This is a genomic window from Pelorhabdus sp. sgz311002 (assembly GCF_056134285.1).
In genome coordinates, this window is the sequence record NZ_JBWBCL010000017.1 from 25,267 (window position 1) to 48,454 (window position 23,188).

The following is a 23,188-nucleotide window of genomic DNA, read 5'->3' on the forward strand; positions in this document are numbered from 1 at the left end:
CTTCTAAGTAGGATGGCGATATCATGAAAGAAGAATTGCTTCGTTTGTTTCCAGAAATTCTTTGGATTAAAGATGCGGGATTACGTGAAGCTGTGATCAATACACACTTAGATGCACTGCAAGAAGGCGGCTGGGCAGTAGCTGATTTGCAGCGGATGCCATTTGCAAAATCCTTTCCCAATTGTCCAGTGTCTTATTTAAGTCATATGCGGGCCGTTACGCGGATGTGTGATTCGATCTGCAAGGAATACAACGCGGCTTATCAGGGGCAGGGAGATTTTGTTTTAAATTATGATGTTCTGTTATCTGGCGCGATTTTACATGATATTGGCAAGCTCTTGGAATGGACCGAAGTAAGTCAGGGGAAGTTTGAAAAGTCCGAAAAGGGTAGATATTTGCGTCACCCCTTGTCGGGGATGGCCATTGCCTTACGCAACGGTATTTCTTATGAAATTGCTCATATTATTGCATATCATGCTCATGAAGGAAACGGTGTGAATCGCAGTCCTGAAGCGGTAATTGTAGCCCAGGTAGATCAGATGAACTTTGATAGTATTCGTTCTTTTTTAGGATATTTATAAAATAGGACATTTATAAAATTAATAGAATGAGGCGATCTGTATGGAAACTGTTGTTTTAGCTGGTACTTATGATGAAGCGATAAAAGATTTGATTAAAGCAAAACTGCCGACAAATTTTATCGTTAAGGAAATTACTAAACAGGAAGAACTTGCTTCGGTAGCTGATGCGAATTATGTTATTTTGCGGATTTTGTCTATGGACGAAACGGTCATTCAAAGTATGCCTCATTTAAAGCTGATTCAGCGTTGGGGCGTCGGCTACGACAAAGTCGATGTAAAAACTGCTAAGAAAAACGAGGTTGTAGTGGCAATTACACCAGGAATGAACGCTGATTCTGTATCGGAAATGGCTGTTTTGTTGATGCTCGCTGTATATCGCAAGCTCATTGTATTGCATAACAATGTTGTTGCGGGCGGTTGGCAGCAACCTGGCATTGCCAGTGAATCTTTTACGATCGCGAATAAGGTTGTGGGATTAGTCGGTATTGGCAATATTGGTAAACGAGTAGCTGTGAAAGTACAGGCTTTTGGCGCGCGCGTTCAATACTATGATCAATATCGTCTCAGTGAAGCGCAGGAAAATGAGCTAGGCCTGCAATATGTGGAACTGGAAGAATTACTCAAGACATCCGATATTGTGAGCCTTCATGTTCCACTGCTTGAATCAACACGCCATTTGATTCGTCAGGAGACGTTGTCAATGATGAAACCTACGGCCATTCTGGTTAATACGGCTCGCGGCGCCATTGTAAAGGAAGAAGATCTTTATGCCGCTCTGGCAAGTAAACGGCTTTTAGGGGCTGGCTTGGATTGTTTTGAAGTAGAGCCGCCCTCGCCTGAAAATAAGTTGTTTACTCTGGAAAATGTGATTGCCAGCCCTCATATGGGTGGCAGCACGATTGATATTAGCCGGAATATGGCGGAAAAGTGTGTTGATAATATTGTAAAGATTTGTAAGGGCGAGCCGCTTAGTGAAGCCGATGTTGTTAAAGTCTAGTTCGCCGATGCAGTAATAATAAAGCCGCAATAAGGGGAGGGATGACTATGGATAGCAACAATTTATCACGACGAAAGTTTCTTAAACAAACCGGAGTTGCTCTGGCTGGTCTTTACGGTCTTTCTTTTTCAAAATTATCTAGTACTGTCTGGGCGCAGGAACAGTCCTCTGAGCAGGTTCCCTTTTCGTCCGGTACAGATACACCGAAGTTTAAAGTCCCTTATAACGCTTGTGATTGTCATCATCATATTTATGACAGTCGATTTCCCGCTGATCCTAAGTCTACGTTACGTTCGCCTGATGCGACCGTTGCCGACTATCGACTGTTGCAGAAACGGTTAGGAACAACACGGAATGTTGTGATACAGCCGTCCACTTATGGTGTAGATAATCGTTGTTTAGTCAATGCGCTGCAGGAATTCGGCGGAAAAAATACGCGAGGCATTGCCGTTGTGAATACGTCGGTAACTGATGGCGAGCTAAAAGCGCTCCATGAGGCTGGCGTGCGCGGCCTGCGGTTTAATTTCTCGGTGCCTGGCGAAGCGACGAGTTTTGCCATGGTGAAAGTGTTAGCAGATCGTGTACAAGCTTTGGGCTGGCATATTCAAGTTGTGGCGAAAGCCGATCAGATTTTTGCCAACCGTGAAGTGTGGCAGGACATAAAATGCCCGCTTGTCTTTGATCATCTTGGCCATATTCCAGCAACAGAACACCCGGCTTTTGCCGTATTAGAAAACTTACTAAAGGCAGGAATTTGTTGGATTAAATTATCTGGCGCTTATATTTTATCCAAAGTAGGAGCGCCCACCTATAGTGATCGAAGCGATGTGGCCAAAGCGTATGTAGCCATAGCGCCGCATCGATTGGTGTGGGGGAGCGATTGGCCTCATCCAACAAGTAAACTTGATAATAAGCCCAATGATGCAACTTTATTTAATTTATTAGCGGATTGGGTTCCTGATGAAAAAGTACGCAACCGTATTTTGGTGAATAATCCTGAGCGCTTATATGGTTTTAAGTAGCATGTTCTTTCATTAACTAAAAGAAGGCTTTCGGTGCAGCGTAAGCCTTCTTTTTTATAAAAAGTGCGGGGTGAATATTTTGAATATTGCTAACAAAAAACTCGTCTTATTACTTACAACAGGTATGATTGTGAACGCGATTGATCGTGGAAGTCTCAGTATTGCGGCGCCGATGATCATAAAGGATTTGGGGATTAATGCCGGACTTATGGGAATTGCCTTATCGGCTTTTTATTGGAGCTATATTCTAGTGATGTTTCCTATTGGACATCTTGCTGATCGCTATGGCGCTAAGCGGGTTCTTGGTTTTTCCGCTGTGATTTGGTCGCTTGCTTCGGCAGTGACTGGTATGGTTCATAGTCATATAGGCTTAATTTTGGCAAGGCTTGGCGTAGGAGTCGGCGAAGCGGCAGGAAATATAGTCAGTGCCAAAGTCGTATCAGAAAACTTTCCGATTCAGCAGCGTGCGACAGTAACCGGAACCTATCTTTCGGGAACAAAGCTGGGAATGGCCATCGTGCCTATTTTGATGGGGACCTTAATGAGCTTATGGAATTGGCGTGTTGCTTTTATCGTAACTGGAATTGGCAGCTTGTTATGGTGTATTGCATGGTATTACGGCTATAAACCAACTACAGATCCAAGTCAGACTGAACAAGGTAAGGCAAAAGTTAAAATTCCTTGGCGGCAGCTTTTCCAGAATCGTTGTGTTGTTGGCTTAATGATTGCGAAATTCTTTCTCGATTATTTATTTATTCTGTTTGTCACCTGGGTGCCTGCTTATTTAGTGATGGAACGAGGCTTTTCTATTATAAAGATGGGGTTTTACGCATCGATTCCTTGGATTGCTGGTTTTATTGCGCAACCAGCGATGGGCTACTTATCGGATAAACTGATTCAACGCGGTTGGACTGTGACACAATCCAGAAAGCGCTGTTTGGTTTTGTTTCAATTTATTTCAGCGGCGGTTCTTGCTGTCGGGTTTATCGAAAGCCCCATACTGGCAGTCGTGCTTTTAACCATTAATATTGCGGCCGAATCAGCTTCAGCTGGAATTATGTGGACCATTTTGGCGGAAGTGGCGCCTAAAAATATGGGAGGGACTGTATCGGGGGCCATTAATACGGTAAGCTCTATAGCCGGACTGTTAGCGCCAACTATTACCGGGTTTATTTATACCTTTACTGGGAGTTTCCAAATTGCATTGCTTGTTGGCGGTGTAGGTGTTCTTTGTTCGGCAGCAGCTATTTGGTTTATTGTGCCTGAAATTAAACCAATTGAATTAACCGGAACAACCGATGTAACTCATTCGTAAATACAGAGTGCTTCCGTATAGCTCGTTATTGACATATGCCGATAACGGGCTATAATAATAGGTGTAATTGACATATGTCAATAATTAAAGGGGAACGAAAATGGCTAGACCTAGAAAGTGGCGAAATGTATGCTGCTTACCGAAAAACAGCAAATTCGGGCCGTTGGATCAGCCGTCTTGCTGCGGTCATACGATTGCTATGACTGTCGATGAGTATGAAACAATTCGGCTCATTGATCTTGAAAACTTAACGCAGCAGGAATGTGCCGGCCGGATGAATATTGCTCGTACGACGGTGCAGAGTATGTATAATGAGGCCAGAAGAAAAATTGCCGAATCGCTGGTAAATGGGAAAATTCTTATGATTGATGGCGGCGAATATCAACTCTGCAATGGGCAAAGCCATTGCTGCAGCGGTCGTTGTCACCGCAATAGCACAGCCGATTTGCCAATAGAAAACGACAAAGAATGAGGCGAATAATATGAGTGAAAATTGTAGTCAAAGTTGTAGTAGCTGCGGTGAAGCTTGCGCTGAACGAGATGGCGAGCAACAAAGTTTGCTAGCAAAAACTCATGAGTTAAATCATGTAAAGAAAGTGATTGGGATTGTAAGCGGCAAAGGTGGCGTCGGTAAATCATTGGTCACTTCGCTCTTAGCGGTGCGCCTGAAGCAGCGCGGTTATCATACAGCTATTTTAGATGCTGATATTACCGGGCCTTCCATTCCGAAGGTTTTTGGGATTCAGGAAAAAGCCATGGGTAGCGAGATGGGGATTTTTCCGCTTAAAAGCAGCCAAGGCATTAAAATGATGTCAGCAAATTTTCTATTAGAAAACGATACAGACCCTGTGATTTGGCGCGGCCCGATGATTGGCAATATGGTAACACAGTTCTGGACGGATGTGATCTGGGGGAATATGGACTTTCTCTTTGTCGATATGCCGCCAGGCACAGGCGATGTTCCGTTGACGGTCTTTCAGTCGCTGCCTGTTGACGGCATCATCGTTGTTACATCACCACAAGAACTTGTGTCAATGATTGTGGCGAAAGCAGTGAAGATGGCGGAGATGATGCATATTCCGATTTTAGGGCTAGTTGAAAATATGTCCTATTTTAAATGCCCCGATAATCAAAAGGAATACAAGATTTTTGGTGAAAGCCATGTTGATGAAACAGCCGCGCAGTATGGTCTGGAAGTACTCGGGAAATTGCCGATTGATCCGGCCGTGGCGCAGCTATGCGATCAAGGCGCAATCGAGCAATTTAACGGGAATTGGCTGGATCAAGCTATTGCCAAATTAGAAAAAATGGAGGCGAAATCAATGAAGAAAATTGCTGTTGCTTGTGAAGGGGAAAGTGTTTCGGGCCATTTTGGCCATTGTAAGAATTTCATGGTTTTTGACACGGAAGGCGAGGCCATTCTTGCGGTAGAAACGGTTATGAATGAAGGCCATGGTCATGAATCTGTTGCAGATTATCTGGAAAGCTTAGCTGTGAAAGTCGTTATATCCGGTGGCATGGGCCAAGGCGCCATGGATCTTTTAACAGAAAAAGGCATTGAGTATCTGACAGGTGCAACAGGCGATGCCCGGGATGCTGTGAAGAAATATCTTCTGGGAGAGCTACAATCTACCGAAAGCGTCTGCCAGTGTGACGGTCATCATGAGCATGGTCATCATCACAGTCATTCCTAAGGTTAGTACTGCTTATTCGTATAGTTATTAGTAGGATAAAAAAGAACGGCGAAAGTCGTTCTTTTTTTGTTTGGCAGGCCTAGAAAGAATCGGTTATGATAATGCTATGAAGCAGCTAAAGGAGATGAGAAAATGCGCGGTTGGCTAAGTGGTTTGCTCGTTGCCGTTATATGTCTTAGTTCATTACCAGTGCAGGCTTGTACTTTATGGTCAGCAAACGGCAATCTTGTTGCAGGCGGCGGCACTATGCTCGTTAAAAATCGTGATTGGATTCCTAACCAGCATGAGATTATAAAATTAGCGGTTCCTAAAACCGGTTACCGCTATCTAGGTCTTTATGCCGAAGGGAAATATCCTGGCTTTAAGGCGGGGATCAATGAACAGGGCCTGGTCATCGTCAGTGCTACGGCGGGGAGTATTCCTGCGGTGGAAAGAAGAGCGATGCCCCATACCAGCGGATTGCTTGTAAAGCTGCTAAATGAGTGCAGTACTGTCGATGAGGCTTTGGCTAGAACGGACTTGTTTCTGGGACCGGAAATATTGATGCTCGCTGATCAGCATAAAGTAGCTGCGGTTGAGATTGGGCCAGAGGGAAAATACCAGATTGAAGTAAAACAAAATGGGGCGATTTATCATACGAATCACTATGTCTATGACGAGATGGTGAATTTGAATCGTACGATTGGCGAGAGCAGTCAAGCTCGCTATGATCGAATTGGCCAGTTACTAAGTACTGCAGCAAAACCTTATGCTTTTGCCGATTTTCTCTCTTTTAGCGCTGACCAAAGCGCGGGGCCTGATAATAGCATTTTCCGCGTAGGCAGTACGCCTGCTAAAACGAGAACGATGGCCGTATGGGCGGTCAAACTTCCACCAGAAGGTTCGCCGGAAGTCTACGTTCGGATATTAAATCCTGATGAAGTGCCAAGAGTTGTTCAATTTAATGCCGCTGACGTTTTTAATGGAAAGGCTCGCCTTGACTAGCGACTAGCGGCAGATTATGTCGGAAAATAGAGGAGTTTTTTTGCTTTTCGTCTAATCTCTATTTAAGGAAATAATTCGTACGTAAAGGGGGATTCTACTTTATCGGTTTATGATGAGAGTAGAATCCTTTTGTCACATAGAGCGCGATCGCCGTAAGACTTACACGGGAGAGAGGGGGAGATTTTTTTGTCGTCAATGAAATATAATCTGAAGCGGCTACCCCATCTTTCGATAGCTGTTGTTTTTGCGTTTTTTTGTCTCTGCATTTTTGTCTATTTTTTCTTCTATACTGTTTTTAGTGAGCAGATCCATCGGGAAAATCGTGAGCACACAAGTGATGTAGCTGCGCAGGTAGCAGGTTTTGTGGCCAATGCCTATAATATTTCTCAGGAAATGGCGCTAAATAGTGAAGTCACTACGATGGATCCCGCAAGGCAAAAGCTTTTTCTAGCGGATGCATTGACTCGATATCCCTTTATTGATAATTTTTTTATCCAAAAAACAGCGGATGGTTGGCAGACTGGCCGCGCCAAAGGGGAAAATCAAAATCGCGCTACGCGATGGTGGTTTCAGAAAATGATTAAGGATAATCATCCTTTTGTCAGTAAAGCTTTTTTAACATTAGGGACGGAAACAAAAGCAAACTATCCGGTAACATCGATCTATTTCCCTGTCTATCAAGGGCAACAGTATGTAGGGATTTTTGCGGCGGATTTGAAGTTGGAAATGCTAGAGCAGTTTGTCGAATCGTTTAATATTCCAGGACGGTACTTTTTTGTTTTAGATAGCGAGGGCACTGTGGTGGCCCATCCGGAACGAGCCCAGATTGATGCGATGTACAATTATAAGAATGCTACTAAGACGCTTGCGGTGAAGGATAAGAGCGGAAACGTAATTATCGAACAAGGTAATCAGAAATTAGAAGAATTGCCTGTCAACATTCCGGCAAAGCTGCAGGGAATTACAGTAAAGGCCCTTCAGGGGGAAACGGGACAAGCGGAATATAGTACTGATACAGGAATGTCCTTTTTATGCTATTATCAGCCGATTCAATTACCAGGAATGTCAGCGCCATGGGTTGCTGTTACCGTTCAGAACAAAGACATAGCTATGGCTCCTGTAAAAAAATTCTTTTTGACAACGACGCTAACCGCTTTATTCATCATGATCGGCTTGATTTTCGTGATTCAACGCCGAACAAGAGCACTCCATGAAGCAAATCTCAATTTAGTAACAGCTAATAAAAATTTAGCACAAGAGCAGTGGAAAGTATCGGAGTCAAATCAGCAGCTTCAAGAAATTAATGCCAGCCTAGAAGAAGAAATTAGTGAGAGAGTAAAAGTAGAAAATGAGTTATCGGCGGCAAATATGGAAATTGTGGCAATGAATGAGGAAGTGATTGCTACGAATGAATCGCTCAATGATATGAATCAAAGCCTATTAACTGAGATCGCACAGCGGCAACAGGCCGAAGCGGCTTTACTATTTCGCGAGAAGGAATATCAGGCCATCACTAGCCTCCTCATTCAAAAACCTGATGACCAGGAAAAGCTTTTATGTACGATTTTAGATGATGCGCTGCTGATGATGCGCGCGGGAAATGGCATGATTGCTAAAATTGACGAGAGTACTAACACGATAAGAGTGGCTTACAGTAAAGGCACGATTTATGAAAAAAATGCTACAATCAATCTCACTAAAGGCGTTTCTGGAGTTGTCTATTCGACAGGTCGAATGTTTTATGTGGAAGACTATAGTGTGTTCCCCCAACGAATTTCTAAGGCTAAATTTGATCGGATTACGAGCATTGTTTCGCTACCTTTAAAGTGTCAAGAACGAGTTGTTGGTCTCTTCGAGATTGCTTGGCTTGATCAACCTTACATGGTGACGCAAGCGGAATTGGCCGCTTTGCAGAATTTTGCTGACCTGGCTTCTGTTGCGTTAGAGAATGCACGGACTCGCTTGGAAATGGAACGAATGGCTTATCAGGATGTGCTTACTGGACTGCCTAATCGAGCGAGCTTAGGCTTACGGCTACTGGAAGCGATGCAGGAACTTAGCGTGAAAAAGCAAGGCGGTTTTGTTATGTTCATCGATATTGATGACTTAAAAACCGTCAATGATACGTATGGTCATGCTTTTGGCGATGATGTGATTCGCGAGGCGGCAAAGCGGATTGCTTTAGCGAGAAAGGATGCTTTTGTAGCGCGCCTTGGCGGCGACGAATTCGTCTTACTCAAGGCTGGACAAACTGATCGCTTTCAGGCTGCCGCCTTGGCCAAAGAGCTTTTAGCCGTTCTTGCTGTTGACTATGAGGTAGGTGACAGTCAAATCCATTTATCAAGCAGTATTGGGATCGCTCTCTACCCGGAAGATGGCACGGAGGCTGCTGATATTTTGAAAAATGCCGATAATGCTATGTATGCAGCTAAAAAGGCTGGTAAGAATTGCTGGTTTTTTTATGAGGCGAAAATGCAAAGCGTTACTTATGAAAATATGGTTTTAAAAACAGCACTGCGCCGTGCCGTGGACAAAGGGGAGCTTTTTCTTCATTACCAGCCGCAGGTTGAAGCCGAAACTGGGAAAATAGTTGGTTTTGAAGCACTATTACGTTGGTATAATCGTCAACTTGGTCAAGTACCGCCTAGTCAATTTATTCCAGTAGCGGAACAAAGCGGGCAGATTTTGCTCATTGGTAAATGGGTGCTTGAGGAGGCTTGTCGGTTTGCCAAATTGCTAGCTGATCAAGGATTTCCCGATTATAAAATCTCGGTTAATGTATCGCCGCGGCAATTGGCCGATGATGCTTTTGAGGCGATTGTAGAAGCAGCGGCGTTAGCGGCGCAGATTGAGCCGCGGCAACTTATGCTGGAAATTACGGAAAGCGGTTTGCTTGGTTGTATTGAAGAAAGCAGCGAAAAACTGCGCCGGATTCAAGCCAAGGGATTTGGCATATCTCTTGATGATTTTGGCACAGGTTTTTCTTCCTTGACGTATCTACGAAAGTTGCCTGTCAACGAATTGAAAATGGATAAATCCTTTATTGACTCGATTGCCGACGGGTTAGCAAAGGAACCTTTGGTTTATTCGGTGATTGCTATGGCGCACGCGCTGAAACTCATAGTTGTGGCAGAAGGCGTCGAGACAGAAAGGCAGTACGAATATCTTCGCTCTTGTGGTTGTGATCGAATTCAAGGTTATTTTTTCAGTCGCCCATTGCCTAAACTGGAAATTTTGCAGCAGTTAGAACAAGATCAGGAATCGTAACTAAGCTATGCTACACATAGACCGCCTTGGGGCAGTGCTTTTCTTGTGAAAAGAAGAGTGTCCAAGGCGGTTTTTGTGTAGTGGGGAAAACATTTCCTAAAGGGATTTCTTAGCGAAACAGCGAAGCTGAGCTGGCACCATTGTAAATGAAGCACAATAGTAGAAGCTCATTTTTATAGTTTAGTCTAATAGCTATAATAAGAGAAACCAGATACAATGAAGATAATTATGTAAATAAGGAGCAAGGCGTAGATGACAAAAACCTCGGAGCATATAACGGATGTCTTTTTTTTTCTCGATGAACGACTTGTTTTTGTCTATCTCAATGAAGCGGCTGCGCAATTGTTCGGTTATCCTAAAAGCGCGCTTGTTGGTAAAAGCTTTTTAGAAACAATTTCTGAAAAGCCATTTTTTCATCAGCAATACAGCAAGGCTATTCTGCAAAAAAGATCCTTTCAGCAGGAAAGTGATGAGTTGGTTTTAGGGCGTTGGCATAGAGTGAAAGTGGAGATTGAAGCAGATGGTCTCTGGGTATCGATTCAGGACATTACGGAATTTAAACAGGCTCGTCAATGTACGCAGGAACAAGCTTCTTTGCTTAATTTGGCCCATGATAATAGACTGATACGGGAAAAAATGCTATTAGCTGAAGCGGTAGCTAAGGTAGGCTACTGTGAATGGGACGCGGGGCAGAGATTACTTTATTTATCGAAACAAGTTTATAAAATTTGGTCGTTGCCAGAAACTACAACGCCTGAGTTAGCTCTTTTAAAAGAGCGGATTTATGCAAAAGATGTAGATATGGTATCAAAGCGTCTCTATCGGATGCAGGAACAGAAGCCCTTTGAGCTCGATTTTCGGATTGTTTGGCCAGATCAATCAATTCACTGGATTCATTCTCGGTGGATACCTGAGTTTTCCCGGGAATTAAAACTTGTCAGACTTTATGGAACAATGCAGGATGTAACAAAGCAAAAAGCTAGAGTGGATCAGATTCAGCAAGCCGAGAAAGATTTGCTGCTTGCTGACCAGCTTTGCAAGCGAAGCAACTTTTTCAATGATTTAGTAAAAGGCTCTTACGCCCATGAATATACGTTGCAGCAACTTACTTACTATGGGGTCGATCCTTATGTTCGCTACTGTTGCTTTGCTTTGCGTCTTGCTTATTCCGGAAGAGAGGAAGCTGCTGGGCTGATGCAACGTATTGTTGGGTGGCTATTTGAAGAAGTCACTGGATGGGCCTGGCGTTCTGGGACGGATCTTCTTTGTCTTGTTCCCGAAAAAACGGAACAGTGCTTTAAAAAACAGGAACAAATGGAATATGCTAGAAAATTAACGGAAGCCTTACAAGAGCAGTTTCCTGGTACACAATTTTTAGTAGGGGTCTCGGGTCTATCGGAGTCCCCCCTTAATTTGAAGGTGCTTTATAATAAAGCCCATAGTGCATTATTAGTAGCAGCTTCTTTGGCAAGGGAAGAAATTTATCACTTTGATGAACTGGGTATCTATGGAATTGCTGTTCAACTATTGAAAGGAGATCCCCTATCAAATGGGTATAAAACGAAGTTAGAGCAGTTGTCCGAATATGACGCCGGTCATGATGGGACACTTGTTATGACCTTAGAACGTATCTTAGAGGATGAGAATTTAAAGGTTGTCGCGAATAAATTATTTATTCATTACAATACCGTACTTTGGCGTAAAAAACAGATTGAAAAAGTACTCGATTTATCGCTAGATCATTTTGAAACCCGCTGTCTATTACTACTCTATATGCGCATGTGGAAAATTCAAAAGATACAAATCGAATAAGTTTGAACATTGTGTCATTGCTACAGTTCTATGATGGTATTTTTGTTTTGATTAACAATAGTCGAAAATCTCTAACAGGAGTACACTATATTTAGTTGCTAAATGTTTACCCTATTTAAATCCCTAGTATTTATTTTCCCGTAAAATGTGATTTGTTGTGTTTTTTGCCATGATCTTTGCCTATGACTGCTAAGTTACTAGAAGCGAAGATGTTCTTAGACAGCCGCGCGGCTGTCTTTTTTTTGTTGGAAAGATTGCAACAGGAGTAAAAGGGGAGGAACGATTGTGGCTGCTAATGTATTTCCTAAGGTTTTTTTTATATCACGGCAGACGCCGCGGGGACAAGTGCAAGATATCTTACAGGATCTGCTCACAATAAGTGATTGGCTTGATGATATGGAGATTTTACGAACTGAGATTATATTAAATGAAGCGCTGAGCAATGCGCTACAGCATGGAACGGCAGCGACCATAAAGATGAACAAACTGGGAAAACGGTTAGTTTTTCGGATCAAAGATAACGGCAGGGGGTTTGCTGGCAATCAGGCTGTGGCAATCCTAGCCGACTCCCTAGGGAGAACTGGCCTTAGTCTGGTTAGTGAAACAGAGCACGGCCGTGGTATTTTGATTATGATGAGTTGGTCTGATCAAATTTTTTATAATCAATGCGGCAATGAAGTGATGCTAGTGAAAGCCCTATATGATGGTAGTAAAAAAGCTAAAGAGTTTTAGCAGCCGGCGTTTTCCGGTTGCAACTCTTTAGCTTTTATAAGAAAAACTTTATTGGTTTTTCTAAAATTATTGATTGACAGGTGTAGTGAGTGAACTGATCAAGTCAGTTGTTGTATTACTTGCAGTAGTAGAAGCTTGCTCTTGTTGTCGTTTGGCGATTTCCGTGTTATAGTCGCTAGCAGAAATTTTCCCCTGACTGAGCAATTGTTCTAACTGCGCTTCACTGTACTGTGATAAATCACTGCTTGTTGCGGTAGTAGAACTACTATCATCACTGCTTTTGGCCATTTGGGTTGGGGGTTTTGCTGGCGGTGCTGCTTTGGCTTCCGTCGCATTAGACGAGGCTACTTTGGTATCAGAATTGCTTTGACTTATTGCAGTTGTTTGCACGACGTTCGAGCTGTCAGCGCTAAGTTGAGCTCCTGCCTGACTAATTTCTACAGAATAAGCTGGCGAAATTTCCGGAGTTGACGTTGTTTGTTCTGTCTTCTTGGTCGCTTCTGTTGTAACGGAATTTTGCACGGGTTGTACTGCGGCAGATGTAGTTGCTTCTAGGGATACATTGCTAACCATTGATAACCCTCCTTCATAATGAAAAACCATAAATTTGTTTGTAATAATATATTTGTAAAATATGTTTCTATCAGTTTGGAGTGTCATATTATATAAAATTATGGTACTTACTCTAAGAATAAACGAAATTTCTTATAAAAAGATTAAAGTTAAATTTAAAAATACTTTAATATTGACGTGGCGTAGGAAATATTTTATAATTTGAATCAAGTCAATTAATGAGGTGTTACGTATGGCGCGACCGCCGCAAGATCCACAAAAACGTATTAATGAAATATTAGAGGCGGCTGAACCGCTTTTTTATAGCAAAGGCTATCACGAGACTTCAATTGGCGATATTGTGCAAAAAATGGGCGTAGCTCATGGGACAATTTATTATTATTTTAAGTCTAAAGAGGAAATTTTAGAGGCTCTTTTGAATCGGCATATTGCTATTTTATTAGGGGAAGTCAGTCAAGTCGTTACGCAACAAGCGATGAATCCGGCTGATAAACTGGCCATTACGATGAAAACGCTGTTTCAGGGAATCCAATTACCTGATGGTCTGTTGTTTGCGTACTTATATAATGAAAAAACGATTCATTTTATGGACAAGTTATCAAGAGAAGGCAAGATGCTGATGGATCCGATTTTTCGGAAGATTTTACAGGAAGGGCAGGAGCAAGGCTGCTTTTCCATTCCTCATTTGTCGGCAGCGACGAACTTGCTGTATGGTATTTTAGATTCTTTAATGGAAAGTCTTTACGAAAACTACTCAGAGGAGCAACGGGCAGCGCAGTTTTCCCTGTCAGAGAAACTGATTGAAACGATTGTGGGAGCCAAACCTGGTACAATTCACCTTTTGTAAAAGTCGCTAGACAATCAAAAGGCTTTTCTTTACCCATTAAATGACTTGAGTCAAATAATTAATGGATAAACTTGACCTGTTGCATTACGACAAGAAAATAGAGGAGGTACAAAAGATGTCTACCGTCATTGCCGGAATTCCTGTTACAGCTGATTTAGATCTGCCTTTAGACAAAGTTGAGACGCTTGTGTTAGATATTAAAACGACATGGGAATGGGAGGGACGCTGCGTCGGACGAATTGAACTGAAACAATTGCCAACAAAGATTCAGGTATTTATCTATGAGCTAGCGGCAACACAGTTTTTATCAGATTTATAATACATAAATAGAGGGGCTGGGAATCATGAATTTAGATTTTTTACAAGTATTAAAGAAGGAAAAACGCCTTTCGGTCATTGGCGCAGGGGTGATTGGGTTAGGCATAATTGGCGGCGGGTTCTTTTGGTGGTCCCAGCATAAGCAAGTTCAAGTTGTAAGCGAAGAGGCTGTAGTTGTCCGTACTGCCGTGATTGGTAAGAATGGGGCGGCGCAAGGCTATACTTATGCCGGTGAAGTGAAGGGGCGCTATGAAAGTCAGCTTGCCTTTCAAGTAAACGGCAAGATTATCAAGCGGAATGTGCAACTTGGCAGCGCCGTTCAGGCTGGCGATATACTCATGCAGATTGACAGCCGTGATTTGCAGCAGACTGTTAACAGCAGTTCGGCGCAAGTTTACTCCGCTGAGTCACAGCGGGTTTTGGCGGAAAGTAATTTGAATCGTTACCAACAGCTTTTAGATAAAGGCGCGATTAGCCGCGCGCAATATGACCAGTATGTGAATGCTTATAACGTGGCGGTTGCCGGAGTACGGCAAGCGTCGGCGCAATATGTCCAAGGCGAAAATCAGTTAGATTATAGCTATCTGAAGGCGGATAAATCTGGCGTTATATCAGCCATTACGGCGGAAGCCGGACAAGTCGTGAGTGCTGGACAGGTTGTGGTTACAGTCGTACAGGACGGCGAACGCGAAATAGAAATTAGTGTACCCGAAAATCGTGTGGAAGAGCTGCGGCGCGCCGGAACGATTCAAATTTCTTTCTGGGCGCTTCCTGGTGTTACGGCAGCAGGACAAGTTCGTGAAATTGCACCAATGGCTGATCCAACAACGCGGACTTTTAAAGTGCGTATTAGTGTTACCAATCCACCGGAAGCGATGAAGCTGGGCATGACGGCGGCTGTTACGATTCTAGGTGATTCGGTGCAACAGACTGTAGCGGTTCCGCTTGCCGCAATTTACCAAGATGGTGATACTCCCAAGGTTTGGGTGGTGGAAAATGATATTGTAACGCTTCGTCCAGTTCAGATTGGCAACTTTGGTAATGGCACTGTTCAAGTCGTTGGCGGACTGCAAGCAGGGGAGCAGATTGTAACTGCTGGCGTTCATAAGCTCAAAGAAGGACAACAGGTTAAAGCAGGCGGTGATTCGCTGTGAAGAATTTTAATTTGACGGAATGGGCGCTAAATCACAAGCACTTCATTTATTTCTTTATCGCTTTGTTTTTTATTGCTGGGTTTGTTTCCTATAAGAATTTAGGGCGCATGGAAGATCCTGATTTCACGATTAAACAAATGGTTGTCACTGTGGCTTGGCCGGGAGCTACAGCTAGGCAGATCGAGGATCAGGTCACTGATAAAGTGGAGAAAAAACTACAGGATTTACCAGGGCTTGATTATCTTCAGAGTTATTCCGCTCCAGGATATAGCGTAATTTACGTCAACGTAAAAGATACGGTACCCAAGGCGGAAATTCGCGGCAAATGGCTGGAAGCCCGGAATATGGTCAATGATATTGTTTCCACTTTGCCGGAAGGGGTCATGGCGCCACAGTTTAATGACCGTTTTGATGAAGTTTACGGCGTGGTTTACGCTCTTACTGGCGATGGCTATACTTATGAGGAAATGCGGGAAAAAGCGGAAAAAGTCCGTCGCATTTTAATGGATGTCCCCAGCGTAAAAAAAGTAAACCTACTGGGAGTGCAGACGGAAAAAATTTATATTGAAATTGAAAATGACAAAATGGCGCAGCTCGGAATTACCCCTAGCCTTGTCACGTCCACTTTACAGGCGCAAAATGCTATGAATGCTTCAGGAATGTTGGAAACTGCTTCTGACAACCTATATTTACGCATTACCGGTATGTTTGAAAATCTTGATGATATCCGCAATACGCCGCTTCAAGCCAATGGTAAAACGATTCGTCTTGGCGATATTGCCAAAATAAGCCGGGCTTACGCCGAACCGACCGATCCTAAATTTTACTATAATGGTACGCCAGCTATCGGAATTTCTTTAGCGATGGAACCAGGCGGCAATGTGCTTGTATTGGGAGAAACTTTAGAAAAAACAGTGGAGAGAATTAAAAAAGAGCTACCAGCAGGACTAGAAATTCATCAAACAGTCAATCAACCCAAAGTGGTGGAAACCTCGATTGATGAATTTGTCGAGTCGCTTGCTGAAGCGATTATTATTGTTCTTGCCGTTAGCTTTGCTAGTTTGGGCATGAGGTCAGGCATCATCGTGGCTTTATGCATTCCCTTGGTGATCGCTGTGGTGTTTACCTGCATGAATCTTTTCGGGATTGACTTACAGCGTATTTCGCTTGGGGCTTTAATCATTGCCTTAGGGTTGCTTGTGGATGATGCGATTATTACGATTGAGACAATGGTGGTAAAACTGGAGCAGGGCTGGAGTCGCTTTAACGCCGCCTGCTTTGCTTATTCTTCCACAGCCTATCCCCGCTTGACTGGGGAACTTGTGACTTGTGCTGGCTTTATTCCAGTTGGCTTTGCCAAAGGGAGCGCCTCAGAGTATTGTATGACCATCTTTACGGTCGTTGCGATTGCCTTGATGGCGTCTTGGCTTGTTGCGGGTACAGTAACGCCGCTGCTCGGCTATCTCTTTATCAGGGTTAAGCCGCATTCAGCGGCAAACGCGGCAAATGAGCATGATATTTATGATACGAAACTCTATCGCGCCTTTAAGCGAGTTCTCATTTGGTGCTTGTATCATCGCAAAACGGTTCTTGTTGCGACTGTTGCTGTTTTTTTTGTGGCTGTGGGCGCTCTCGGATTTGTTAGACAGGAATTTTTCCCTAGCTCTACCCGGCCGGAACTGATTTTGCAGTTGAAGCTGCAAGAAGGCGCTTCGCTGAAAAACACGGAAGACGTAGCCAGTCAGGTCGCAAAGTCCTTAGAAGGCGAGAGCGATATCTCTTACTATACGTATCATGTTGGCGAAGGAGCGCCACGGTTTGTGCTGAGTTTTGATCCGACTTTTAACAAACCGAATTTTTCCGAGTTTGTAATTGTAGCCAAAGACGCAAAATCGCGTGATGCCTTACGGGTGAAGCTGGAGAAGAATTTGGCGCAGCAGTTTCCTAGTGTTCGTGTTCATACGAAAGTGATTGCGAACGGACCTTCGGCCGATTATCCGGTTATGCTTCGCGTAAAAGGCTATGATGTTGACAAGGTGCGAGAAATTGCCCAGCAGATGGAACAAATTATGGCCCAAAATCCCAATGTGAAAAATACAAATTTAAATTGGGTGGAAAAAAGTAAGATTGTGCACTTAACGATTGATCAAGATAAGGCTAGAGCGCTTGGCGTTACAACGCAGTCCTTAGCAAACTCCTTGCAGGCGCAGCTGTCAGGAGCGCCAATTACTGAGTTTCGCGAGAAAGATAAGACGGTCAGCATGGTCTTTCGGTTTGATGGACAGGATCGCAATGATCCTGAACGATTGAAAAATACTACCGTTTATATTGGCAATGGCAAATATGTACCGCTTGAGCAGATTGCAAAAATTTCTTTCGATGCGGAAGAAGGGCTGATTTATCGCCGTGATTTGAAGCCCATGATCATAGTTCAGGCTGAGACTAGGCCTGGTGCTACTGGCGATGATGTGGCTGAGCAGATTTATAAGGATCTGGCGGATTTGCGGGCGAATTTGCCTTTAGGCTATGAAATAGAATACGACGGCTCCAAAGAGTCGAGCATCAAGGCGGCGAAGTTTCTTTCTGAACCAGTGCCAATGATGATCATAGCTATTATGATTTTCTTGATGATTCAGTTGCAGAACATTCCTAAAATGATTCTTACTCTTTTGACGGCGCCACTAGGAATTATTGGAGTAGCTTTCGGACTTTTGCTAACCAATAGTCCGATGGGTTTTGTCGTGCAACTAGGTATATTGGCTCTATCAGGGATCATTATGCGTAATACCATTATCTTGATGGATCAGATTGATCAACTGCTGGCGGCAGGCGAATCCTTGTGGGATGCCATTATTAATGCCACGGTGATTCGTTTCCGGCCTATTTTGCTTACAGCGGCAGCTGCGATTCTGGGCATGATTCCCCTTGTATCAAGTATTTTCTGGGGGCCCATGGCAGTAGCGATTGCAGGAGGTCTGCTTGGCGCTACTGTGTTAACACTGCTTGTATTGCCTGTCTTGTATGCGACTTGGTATAAAGTAGAGTTACCATCTACAGGCAAGGCGACAGGGACAGATAACTCCACCTTGAACGCTTAGGACCTGGCAGGCCTGATCCAGTTATAAAGAAGGCAGTCCGTAGTGTTTAGCCGGACTGCCTTCTTTGCTATTTTTGTTCTTTTTTGTTTCTTGCAATTGTCTTAGCGTTTTTTCGCCAAGCTAAAGCTAGGATGATAGCTGTGATGATGAGGCTTGTCAGAGTTTCTTGGGTGAGCAGAGCTTGTGGTGCAAACTTTACCGTGAGCGGGTCACTGAAGAATAAACCACCGGCCGTCCAGGCTAAAATAGCGCTGCCGCCGTAAAGCAGCAGTGGAAAGCGCTCAATTAACTGAATAAAGAAGGTGCTTCCCCAGACGATAATTGGGATCGTAATGAGAATGCCCACAATGACAGTGCTTATGCTGTCTTTAGCAATGCCAGCAATCCCTAGGACATTGTCAATGCCCATGACGCCGTCGGCAATGATAATCGTACGGATTGCGCCTATGAAGTCTGGCGCTGCTGAAACTTCGTGAGTTTTTGTATCAGTGACAAGCTGGTAGGCAATTAGTAGCAGTAAAAGACCGCCAAGAATCATCAGACCAGGAAGCTGTAACAGCCAGACAACCAGCAAGGTCGAGATGGCTCGAATCACAATGGCGCCTAGGGTTCCCCAGAAGATCGCTTTCTTTTGATATTGCGCGGGAAGGTTGCGGGCGGCTAAGGCAATGACTAGCGCATTGTCACCCGCAAGAATCAAGTCAATAAACACAATAGCAGCTAAATCTTGCAATGCACCACTTGTTAAAAGACTCTCCATAAGCAGCACCTCCAGTTTTATCTAGTCAAGCAGGGACACATCAAGGTTATATTCTATTTTTCTGGCAGCCTCTAAAGCAACTTCTCGGCCAAAGAGCAGTTTCAGCAGATAGAAACCAAGTTCCAGACCGGAGCTGACACCGCCTGCCGTGATGATCTTATCGCAATGAACAATTTTCTGATCTAAAACCTGAACAGAATAGCGGCTTAATTCGTCGAAGGCGGTATGATAGGTTGTCGCCGCTTTTCCTGTTAGCAAACCAGCTTCGGCTAGAAAAAAAGCACCAGTGCAAACGGAAGTAAGATACTTTACCGTTTTAGCTTGCGACTGAATAAAAGCAAGCAGTTCCTGATCTTTCATCGCAGTGATGCGACCTTTGCCGCCAGGAATTACAAGCAGATCAAGGATGGGACAGGAGGCAAGCGTTTCATCGGGAATAATATGCAAGCCATTGAAAGCGTGTAGTGGTGTTTTTTCAGCGGCAATGGTGAGAACCTTTACGCTGTCAGGCCGGATTTTATTTACATAACTTAATACTTCGAAAGGGCCAATAAAGTCTAGTTCCTCTACTTGCGGAAAAATAAGTATGCCAATAGTAAGCATCATTGTCAGCTCCTTAGTGTGTGTAATATATAAGTTTACAATCTTAGTATACAGCAGTCAGAATAAGTAGTGCTAGAGATTCATAAGAGTCTTGACAAAATATTTGTAAATTTGTATACTGTAATAGTAAATTACAATGTTACAATTTTTCAAAGACAATTTCATAATTCTTTTTTAAAAGTTATGAAGGAAATAGTTGTACCTAGTAAGCTTCAGAGAGCCGATGGTTGGTGCGAATCGGCAGCTAAACAGTACAATCGTCACTCCTGAACTGCAAAGCTGAACTTTAAGTAGGCTGCGCCGGAACGGCTCTTTATGAGTGCAACCGTTATATTGCTAGGGTTGTTAGACCTGATGAGATATATCTATTTTTAGCGAATAGATATGATAAGAGTGGTATCGCGAGAGTAACCTCTTGCCTCTTACTGAGGCAAGAGGTTTTTTGATTTACGAAGACCTTCTCTTTTCTTTGAAGTCCAAACACCCTAACCGTTTGGTACGAAGAAAAAGAGAAGGTCTTTTGGCAAAATTGGCACGGAATGATTAATTCATGAGAGGGATGGAGAGAACATGCAAGAATGTACAAATTTTCGGTGGCGTTTAGCTTTAATTATGTTTGCAATTAGTTTTATTTCGTATATGGATCGGGTAAACTTGTCTGTGGCAACGCCAGCGATTATGCAGGAGTTCGGTTTTAGTAAGCTCGATATGGGGGCGCTTCAGACGGCTTTCTTTGTGGGGTATGCTTGTATGCAGGTTCCGGGAGGGATGTTAGCGGAACGTTTTGGTTGTCGCTCTGTCGTTACGGTAGCCGTTGCTTTTTGGTCACTGTTTACATCGTTAACGGGGTTTTGTAACAGCTTCGTTTCATTTACCGCCATGCGCGTTTTTTTTGGCATTGGCGAAGGACCCTTGGCTCCTTCTTTTGGCCGGTTTATTTATAAGTGGTTCACTGTAAACGAAAAAGGCCGCGGTTCAGCTTGTTTTCTCAGCGGTATGTTTATTGGTCCGGTAATTGGTCCAGCTGTTACAGTTTTCCTGATGCTGCAACTGGGTTGGCGGTCTGTTTTTGTTTTGTTTGGCTTAATGGGGCTGTTGTTGGCGGCATTATGGTGGTATTTTGTCAGAGAATCACCGCGCGACAGCCGCTTTGTGAGTCCGACTGAGGCTCAATATATTGAAGGTGATAGAGAAACGAAAAACACTTCAGAGCGAAAAGCTCCCTGGAAGGACTTTTTTACGTCCTCGCAGTTTTGGGCTATTGGTATCCAATTTTTCGTAACTGACTATATTATGTACGTTTTTTTAGCTTGGCTGCCGCTATATCTGATGGAAGCCAGAGGATTTTCTCTTACTAGCATGGGGTTTGCCGCATCGCTTCCCTGGATTGCATTATGTATTGTAACTTTATCGACAGGTGTTATGAGTGATAAGCTTGTCGTGGCTGGAGTATCAAAAACCAAGTCGCGGACAATCTTTGCTGCTTTCGGTCTCGCTTTTTGTTGCTTGTCCCTATATCTTGGAGCACTGGCGCAAAGTCCCTTTTGGAATCTTTTTTGGCTTACCTTGTCGCTAGGTTCGCTAGGTCTTACCTTCAGTTCTTCTTGGGCTGCCTGTATTGATATTGGCGGTGAGTATTCTGGATCCGTTTCTGGCTGGATGAATTTGTGGGGGAATTTAGGTGGAGCGGCGGCGCCTTTATTGACGGCCTGGATTGCTACCAATTACGGTTGGCAGGCGGCTATTTTAAATACAGCGGCGCTTGCCTTAGTTGGCGTAGTTGCTTGGCTGGCCGTTAAGCCAGACATGCCGCTTTGTGATTCGCGTGAGACCCATTCTATACCTGTCGAAATCTGATTTGTATTAGGGAGGTTTATTTAACACAAATCGTCTGACTATCGAGTCAATAGTGTGATATACTATAGGCAAAATAAATTTGCGATAGTAGGTGGTGCCATGGGTAAGGTCTGTTTTTGGCGGCAAAAGATCTTTGTAGTCCTTTGTGTTTTACTGCTTTTGCCGACTGCTGCTAGCGCCGAGCGGGCGAAACTTGTCTTTGATGAAAATCCGGCAAAACTCATGAAAGTAGAAAAAAAAGAGGATTTAAAAAACTATATTGAGGCTCACGAAACGTTTATTGCCGCTGCCGCTTGTTTGGCAGCTTACCATGACCGCTATGGGTCTATGGCGATAAAAGCCCTAGAAGAAGAAGGCTGGGATATTATTCCCTATGAGCATAAAGGAAAAGACGCTGATGCGCGGTTCTTCCTTGCCAAAAAACAGTTTCCCGGCGAGACTAGACCCTTTTACTTAATTGCTGTTACCGGGACGGAAAATAGTGCAGATATTAGTGTTGACTTACGTTGGGGCAAGATCCCTTTTGCCCCAGAAACTTATAAGACCCTTAACTCTAATGCGGCTAAGGGGGAAAATGATGAGCCCCTTGTCCATGAGGGATTTTATCAATATGAGCAGACGGCGGAAAAAGCTCGCTTTGGTCAGACCCTTGGAACGGCTAATGACATTTTGCAAGATCTAAAAGATCATCCTGATCAAAAGCTTTATCTTGTCGGCCATAGTTTAGGCGGCGCCGTGGCTACTCTAGGCGGTGCGCAAATGATTGCTGATGGCATACAGCCAAGCCAGATTCGCGTGATTACTTTTGGTGCGCCAGCAGTAGGCAATGAGGGTTTCAAGCGGATAATAGGGTCTAAACTTAAGCTGTTACGCGTGACCATGCAAGGTGATCCAGTTCCAACTGTTCTTAGGGATATTCCTGGCGGCTATGTTCAGTTTGGTCGTGAGTTGCATTTCGATGTTCCCGATTATTTTTTTTATTCGCCTCATGACATTACTTTGTATATGGATCTTGCGTTGAAGCGTTATTTTGATGCTAGAGCACAAGCGGCTGTTACAGCGGGAAGGCTTTATCCTAAGCAGCGAACTGTGGCGGGCAGTCCGCTTGTGTATGTTGCGTCACTTCGCGCCGCGCTACCGGAAAAATTACAGAGCGAGCAGCCTTATATGGTAGAAATGCTGCAATTAGAAGCAAGTCGGTTTTTACCAAGCTATTTTCTTGGGGAGGCGGCTTCGTCGGATCAGGCGGCAATTATAGCAGCCCGTGAAGCTGGTTGTGACTATGTGTTAGTTACAGAACTTGTTGCCAAACGTTCCAAAGATAATGCTGATACGTATGATATGACTGTTGAAAAACGCTTTTATCGGGTTTTTGACGCAAAGCTATTGCGTCAGGACATGCTGAGCGCCAGTACGGAAAAGCTTACGCCGTTAGAGGTCTTTTTTCAAACAGTAAAGGATGTGCGGGGAAAATATCAAGAAGTGATTGACCGAGCCTCGTAAGAAAAAGTATTGATAAAGTTTTGAGAAATGGGCTGTTTCAGTGCGAGAAGTTTCTACCATATGTTGTGAGG

Annotated in this window: 19 protein-coding genes; 16 read left to right on the forward strand and 3 right to left on the reverse strand. The window is 43.8% G+C overall.

Features of this window, described 5'->3' with window-relative positions; all coding sequences use genetic code 11:
- Positions 1-23 precede the first annotated feature (23 nt).
- The 10 genes from AC0NJP_RS17685 to AC0NJP_RS17730 all read left to right on the forward strand — a co-directional run bounded on the left by AC0NJP_RS17685 (position 24) and on the right by AC0NJP_RS17730 (position 12,404).
- Positions 24-581, forward strand: a complete 558-nt coding sequence (locus AC0NJP_RS17685; protein ID WP_474700656.1) for an HD domain-containing protein — start codon at positions 24-26, stop codon at positions 579-581.
- A gap of 40 nt (positions 582-621) precedes the next feature.
- Positions 622-1,578 carry a 2-hydroxyacid dehydrogenase gene (locus tag AC0NJP_RS17690; protein ID WP_474700657.1) on the forward strand — a complete coding sequence of 319 codons (957 nt, stop codon included), beginning with the start codon at positions 622-624 and terminating at the stop codon, positions 1,576-1,578.
- A 47-nt stretch (positions 1,579-1,625) separates the two neighbouring features.
- On the forward strand, positions 1,626-2,600 hold the full coding sequence (locus tag AC0NJP_RS17695) for an amidohydrolase family protein (RefSeq protein WP_474700658.1): 975 nt from the start codon (positions 1,626-1,628) through the stop codon (positions 2,598-2,600).
- Between the two features lie 79 nt (positions 2,601-2,679).
- Positions 2,680-3,915, forward strand: coding sequence for an MFS transporter (locus AC0NJP_RS17700; protein WP_474700659.1), 1,236 nt, complete (start codon positions 2,680-2,682; stop codon positions 3,913-3,915).
- A 100-nt stretch (positions 3,916-4,015) separates the two neighbouring features.
- Entirely contained in the window at positions 4,016-4,387 is a 372-nt protein-coding gene (locus AC0NJP_RS17705; protein WP_474700660.1) for a DUF134 domain-containing protein, read from the forward strand.
- A gap of 10 nt (positions 4,388-4,397) precedes the next feature.
- Positions 4,398-5,609 (forward strand): P-loop NTPase, encoded by a 1,212-nt coding sequence (locus tag AC0NJP_RS17710; RefSeq protein ID WP_474700661.1) that lies wholly within the window; start codon positions 4,398-4,400, stop codon positions 5,607-5,609.
- A 132-nt stretch (positions 5,610-5,741) separates the two neighbouring features.
- A complete protein-coding gene (locus AC0NJP_RS17715; protein WP_474700662.1) occupies positions 5,742-6,593 on the forward strand; it encodes a C45 family autoproteolytic acyltransferase/hydolase in 852 nt (283 codons plus the stop codon).
- A 195-nt stretch (positions 6,594-6,788) separates the two neighbouring features.
- On the forward strand, positions 6,789-9,860 hold the full coding sequence (locus tag AC0NJP_RS17720) for an EAL domain-containing protein (protein ID WP_474700676.1): 3,072 nt from the start codon (positions 6,789-6,791) through the stop codon (positions 9,858-9,860).
- A 252-nt stretch (positions 9,861-10,112) separates the two neighbouring features.
- A complete protein-coding gene (locus AC0NJP_RS17725; protein WP_474700663.1) occupies positions 10,113-11,672 on the forward strand; it encodes a PAS domain-containing protein in 1,560 nt (519 codons plus the stop codon).
- A 285-nt stretch (positions 11,673-11,957) separates the two neighbouring features.
- Complete coding sequence (locus AC0NJP_RS17730; RefSeq protein ID WP_474041045.1) at positions 11,958-12,404, forward strand: ATP-binding protein; 447 nt, start codon at positions 11,958-11,960, stop codon at positions 12,402-12,404.
- Between the two features lie 66 nt (positions 12,405-12,470).
- On the opposite strand, the gene AC0NJP_RS17735 is transcribed toward AC0NJP_RS17730, so the two are convergent.
- Entirely contained in the window at positions 12,471-12,977 is a 507-nt protein-coding gene (locus tag AC0NJP_RS17735; RefSeq protein WP_474700664.1) for a hypothetical protein, read from the reverse strand.
- A 232-nt stretch (positions 12,978-13,209) separates the two neighbouring features.
- Between AC0NJP_RS17735 and AC0NJP_RS17740 the strand changes: the two genes are divergently transcribed.
- The 4 genes from AC0NJP_RS17740 to AC0NJP_RS17755 all read left to right on the forward strand — a co-directional run bounded on the left by AC0NJP_RS17740 (position 13,210) and on the right by AC0NJP_RS17755 (position 18,394).
- On the forward strand, positions 13,210-13,824 hold the full coding sequence (locus AC0NJP_RS17740; protein WP_474700665.1) for a TetR/AcrR family transcriptional regulator: 615 nt from the start codon (positions 13,210-13,212) through the stop codon (positions 13,822-13,824).
- Between the two features lie 115 nt (positions 13,825-13,939).
- Positions 13,940-14,143, forward strand: coding sequence for a hypothetical protein (locus tag AC0NJP_RS17745; protein WP_474041048.1), 204 nt, complete (start codon positions 13,940-13,942; stop codon positions 14,141-14,143).
- 25 nt (positions 14,144-14,168) lie between these two features.
- The gene (locus tag AC0NJP_RS17750; RefSeq protein WP_474700666.1) at positions 14,169-15,296 is read left to right on the forward strand and encodes an efflux RND transporter periplasmic adaptor subunit; all 1,128 of its coding nucleotides are present in this window, start codon (positions 14,169-14,171) and stop codon (positions 15,294-15,296) included.
- Positions 15,293-18,394, forward strand: coding sequence for an efflux RND transporter permease subunit (locus AC0NJP_RS17755; protein ID WP_474700667.1), 3,102 nt, complete (start codon positions 15,293-15,295; stop codon positions 18,392-18,394). The genes AC0NJP_RS17750 and AC0NJP_RS17755 overlap by 4 nt, the downstream gene beginning before the upstream one ends.
- Before the next feature lie 67 nt (positions 18,395-18,461).
- Here AC0NJP_RS17755 and AC0NJP_RS17760 read toward each other — a convergent pair whose 3' ends face one another.
- Positions 18,462-19,154 carry a TerC family protein gene (locus AC0NJP_RS17760; protein ID WP_474700668.1) on the reverse strand — a complete coding sequence of 231 codons (693 nt, stop codon included), beginning with the start codon at positions 19,152-19,154 and terminating at the stop codon, positions 18,462-18,464.
- A 21-nt stretch (positions 19,155-19,175) separates the two neighbouring features.
- Positions 19,176-19,760, reverse strand: coding sequence for a DJ-1/PfpI family protein (locus tag AC0NJP_RS17765; protein ID WP_474700669.1), 585 nt, complete (start codon positions 19,758-19,760; stop codon positions 19,176-19,178).
- Positions 19,761-20,327: 567 nt separating this feature from the next.
- On the opposite strand from AC0NJP_RS17765, the gene AC0NJP_RS17770 reads away from it, so the two are divergent.
- Positions 20,328-21,614: an MFS transporter gene (locus AC0NJP_RS17770; protein ID WP_474700670.1), complete on the forward strand. Its 1,287-nt coding sequence runs from the start codon at positions 20,328-20,330 to the stop codon at positions 21,612-21,614.
- 99 nt (positions 21,615-21,713) lie between these two features.
- A complete protein-coding gene (locus AC0NJP_RS17775) occupies positions 21,714-23,117 on the forward strand; it encodes a lipase family protein (protein WP_474700671.1) in 1,404 nt (467 codons plus the stop codon).
- Positions 23,118-23,188: the final 71 nt, after the last annotated feature.

What these genes read in the sequence shown, in the direction of transcription:
- AC0NJP_RS17740 (WP_474700665.1), top strand. Translation starts at nt 13,210, where the DNA reads ATGGCGCGACCGCCGCAAGATCCACAAAAACGTATTAATGAAATATTA.
- AC0NJP_RS17695 (WP_474700658.1), top strand. Translation starts at nt 1,626, where the DNA reads ATGGATAGCAACAATTTATCACGACGAAAGTTTCTTAAACAAACCGGA.
- AC0NJP_RS17775 (WP_474700671.1), top strand. Translation starts at nt 21,714, where the DNA reads ATGGGTAAGGTCTGTTTTTGGCGGCAAAAGATCTTTGTAGTCCTTTGT.
- AC0NJP_RS17685 (WP_474700656.1), top strand. Translation starts at nt 24, where the DNA reads ATGAAAGAAGAATTGCTTCGTTTGTTTCCAGAAATTCTTTGGATTAAA.
- AC0NJP_RS17745 (WP_474041048.1), top strand. Translation starts at nt 13,940, where the DNA reads ATGTCTACCGTCATTGCCGGAATTCCTGTTACAGCTGATTTAGATCTG.
- AC0NJP_RS17750 (WP_474700666.1), top strand. Translation starts at nt 14,169, where the DNA reads ATGAATTTAGATTTTTTACAAGTATTAAAGAAGGAAAAACGCCTTTCG.
- AC0NJP_RS17715 (WP_474700662.1), top strand. Translation starts at nt 5,742, where the DNA reads ATGCGCGGTTGGCTAAGTGGTTTGCTCGTTGCCGTTATATGTCTTAGT.
- AC0NJP_RS17720 (WP_474700676.1), top strand. Translation starts at nt 6,789, where the DNA reads ATGAAATATAATCTGAAGCGGCTACCCCATCTTTCGATAGCTGTTGTT.
- AC0NJP_RS17725 (WP_474700663.1), top strand. Translation starts at nt 10,113, where the DNA reads ATGACAAAAACCTCGGAGCATATAACGGATGTCTTTTTTTTTCTCGAT.
- AC0NJP_RS17710 (WP_474700661.1), top strand. Translation starts at nt 4,398, where the DNA reads ATGAGTGAAAATTGTAGTCAAAGTTGTAGTAGCTGCGGTGAAGCTTGC.
- AC0NJP_RS17690 (WP_474700657.1), top strand. Translation starts at nt 622, where the DNA reads ATGGAAACTGTTGTTTTAGCTGGTACTTATGATGAAGCGATAAAAGAT.
- AC0NJP_RS17735 (WP_474700664.1), bottom strand. Translation starts at nt 12,977, where the DNA reads ATGGTTAGCAATGTATCCCTAGAAGCAACTACATCTGCCGCAGTACAA.
- AC0NJP_RS17765 (WP_474700669.1), bottom strand. Translation starts at nt 19,760, where the DNA reads ATGATGCTTACTATTGGCATACTTATTTTTCCGCAAGTAGAGGAACTA.
- AC0NJP_RS17760 (WP_474700668.1), bottom strand. Translation starts at nt 19,154, where the DNA reads ATGGAGAGTCTTTTAACAAGTGGTGCATTGCAAGATTTAGCTGCTATT.
- AC0NJP_RS17770 (WP_474700670.1), top strand. Translation starts at nt 20,328, where the DNA reads ATGCAAGAATGTACAAATTTTCGGTGGCGTTTAGCTTTAATTATGTTT.
- AC0NJP_RS17705 (WP_474700660.1), top strand. Translation starts at nt 4,016, where the DNA reads ATGGCTAGACCTAGAAAGTGGCGAAATGTATGCTGCTTACCGAAAAAC.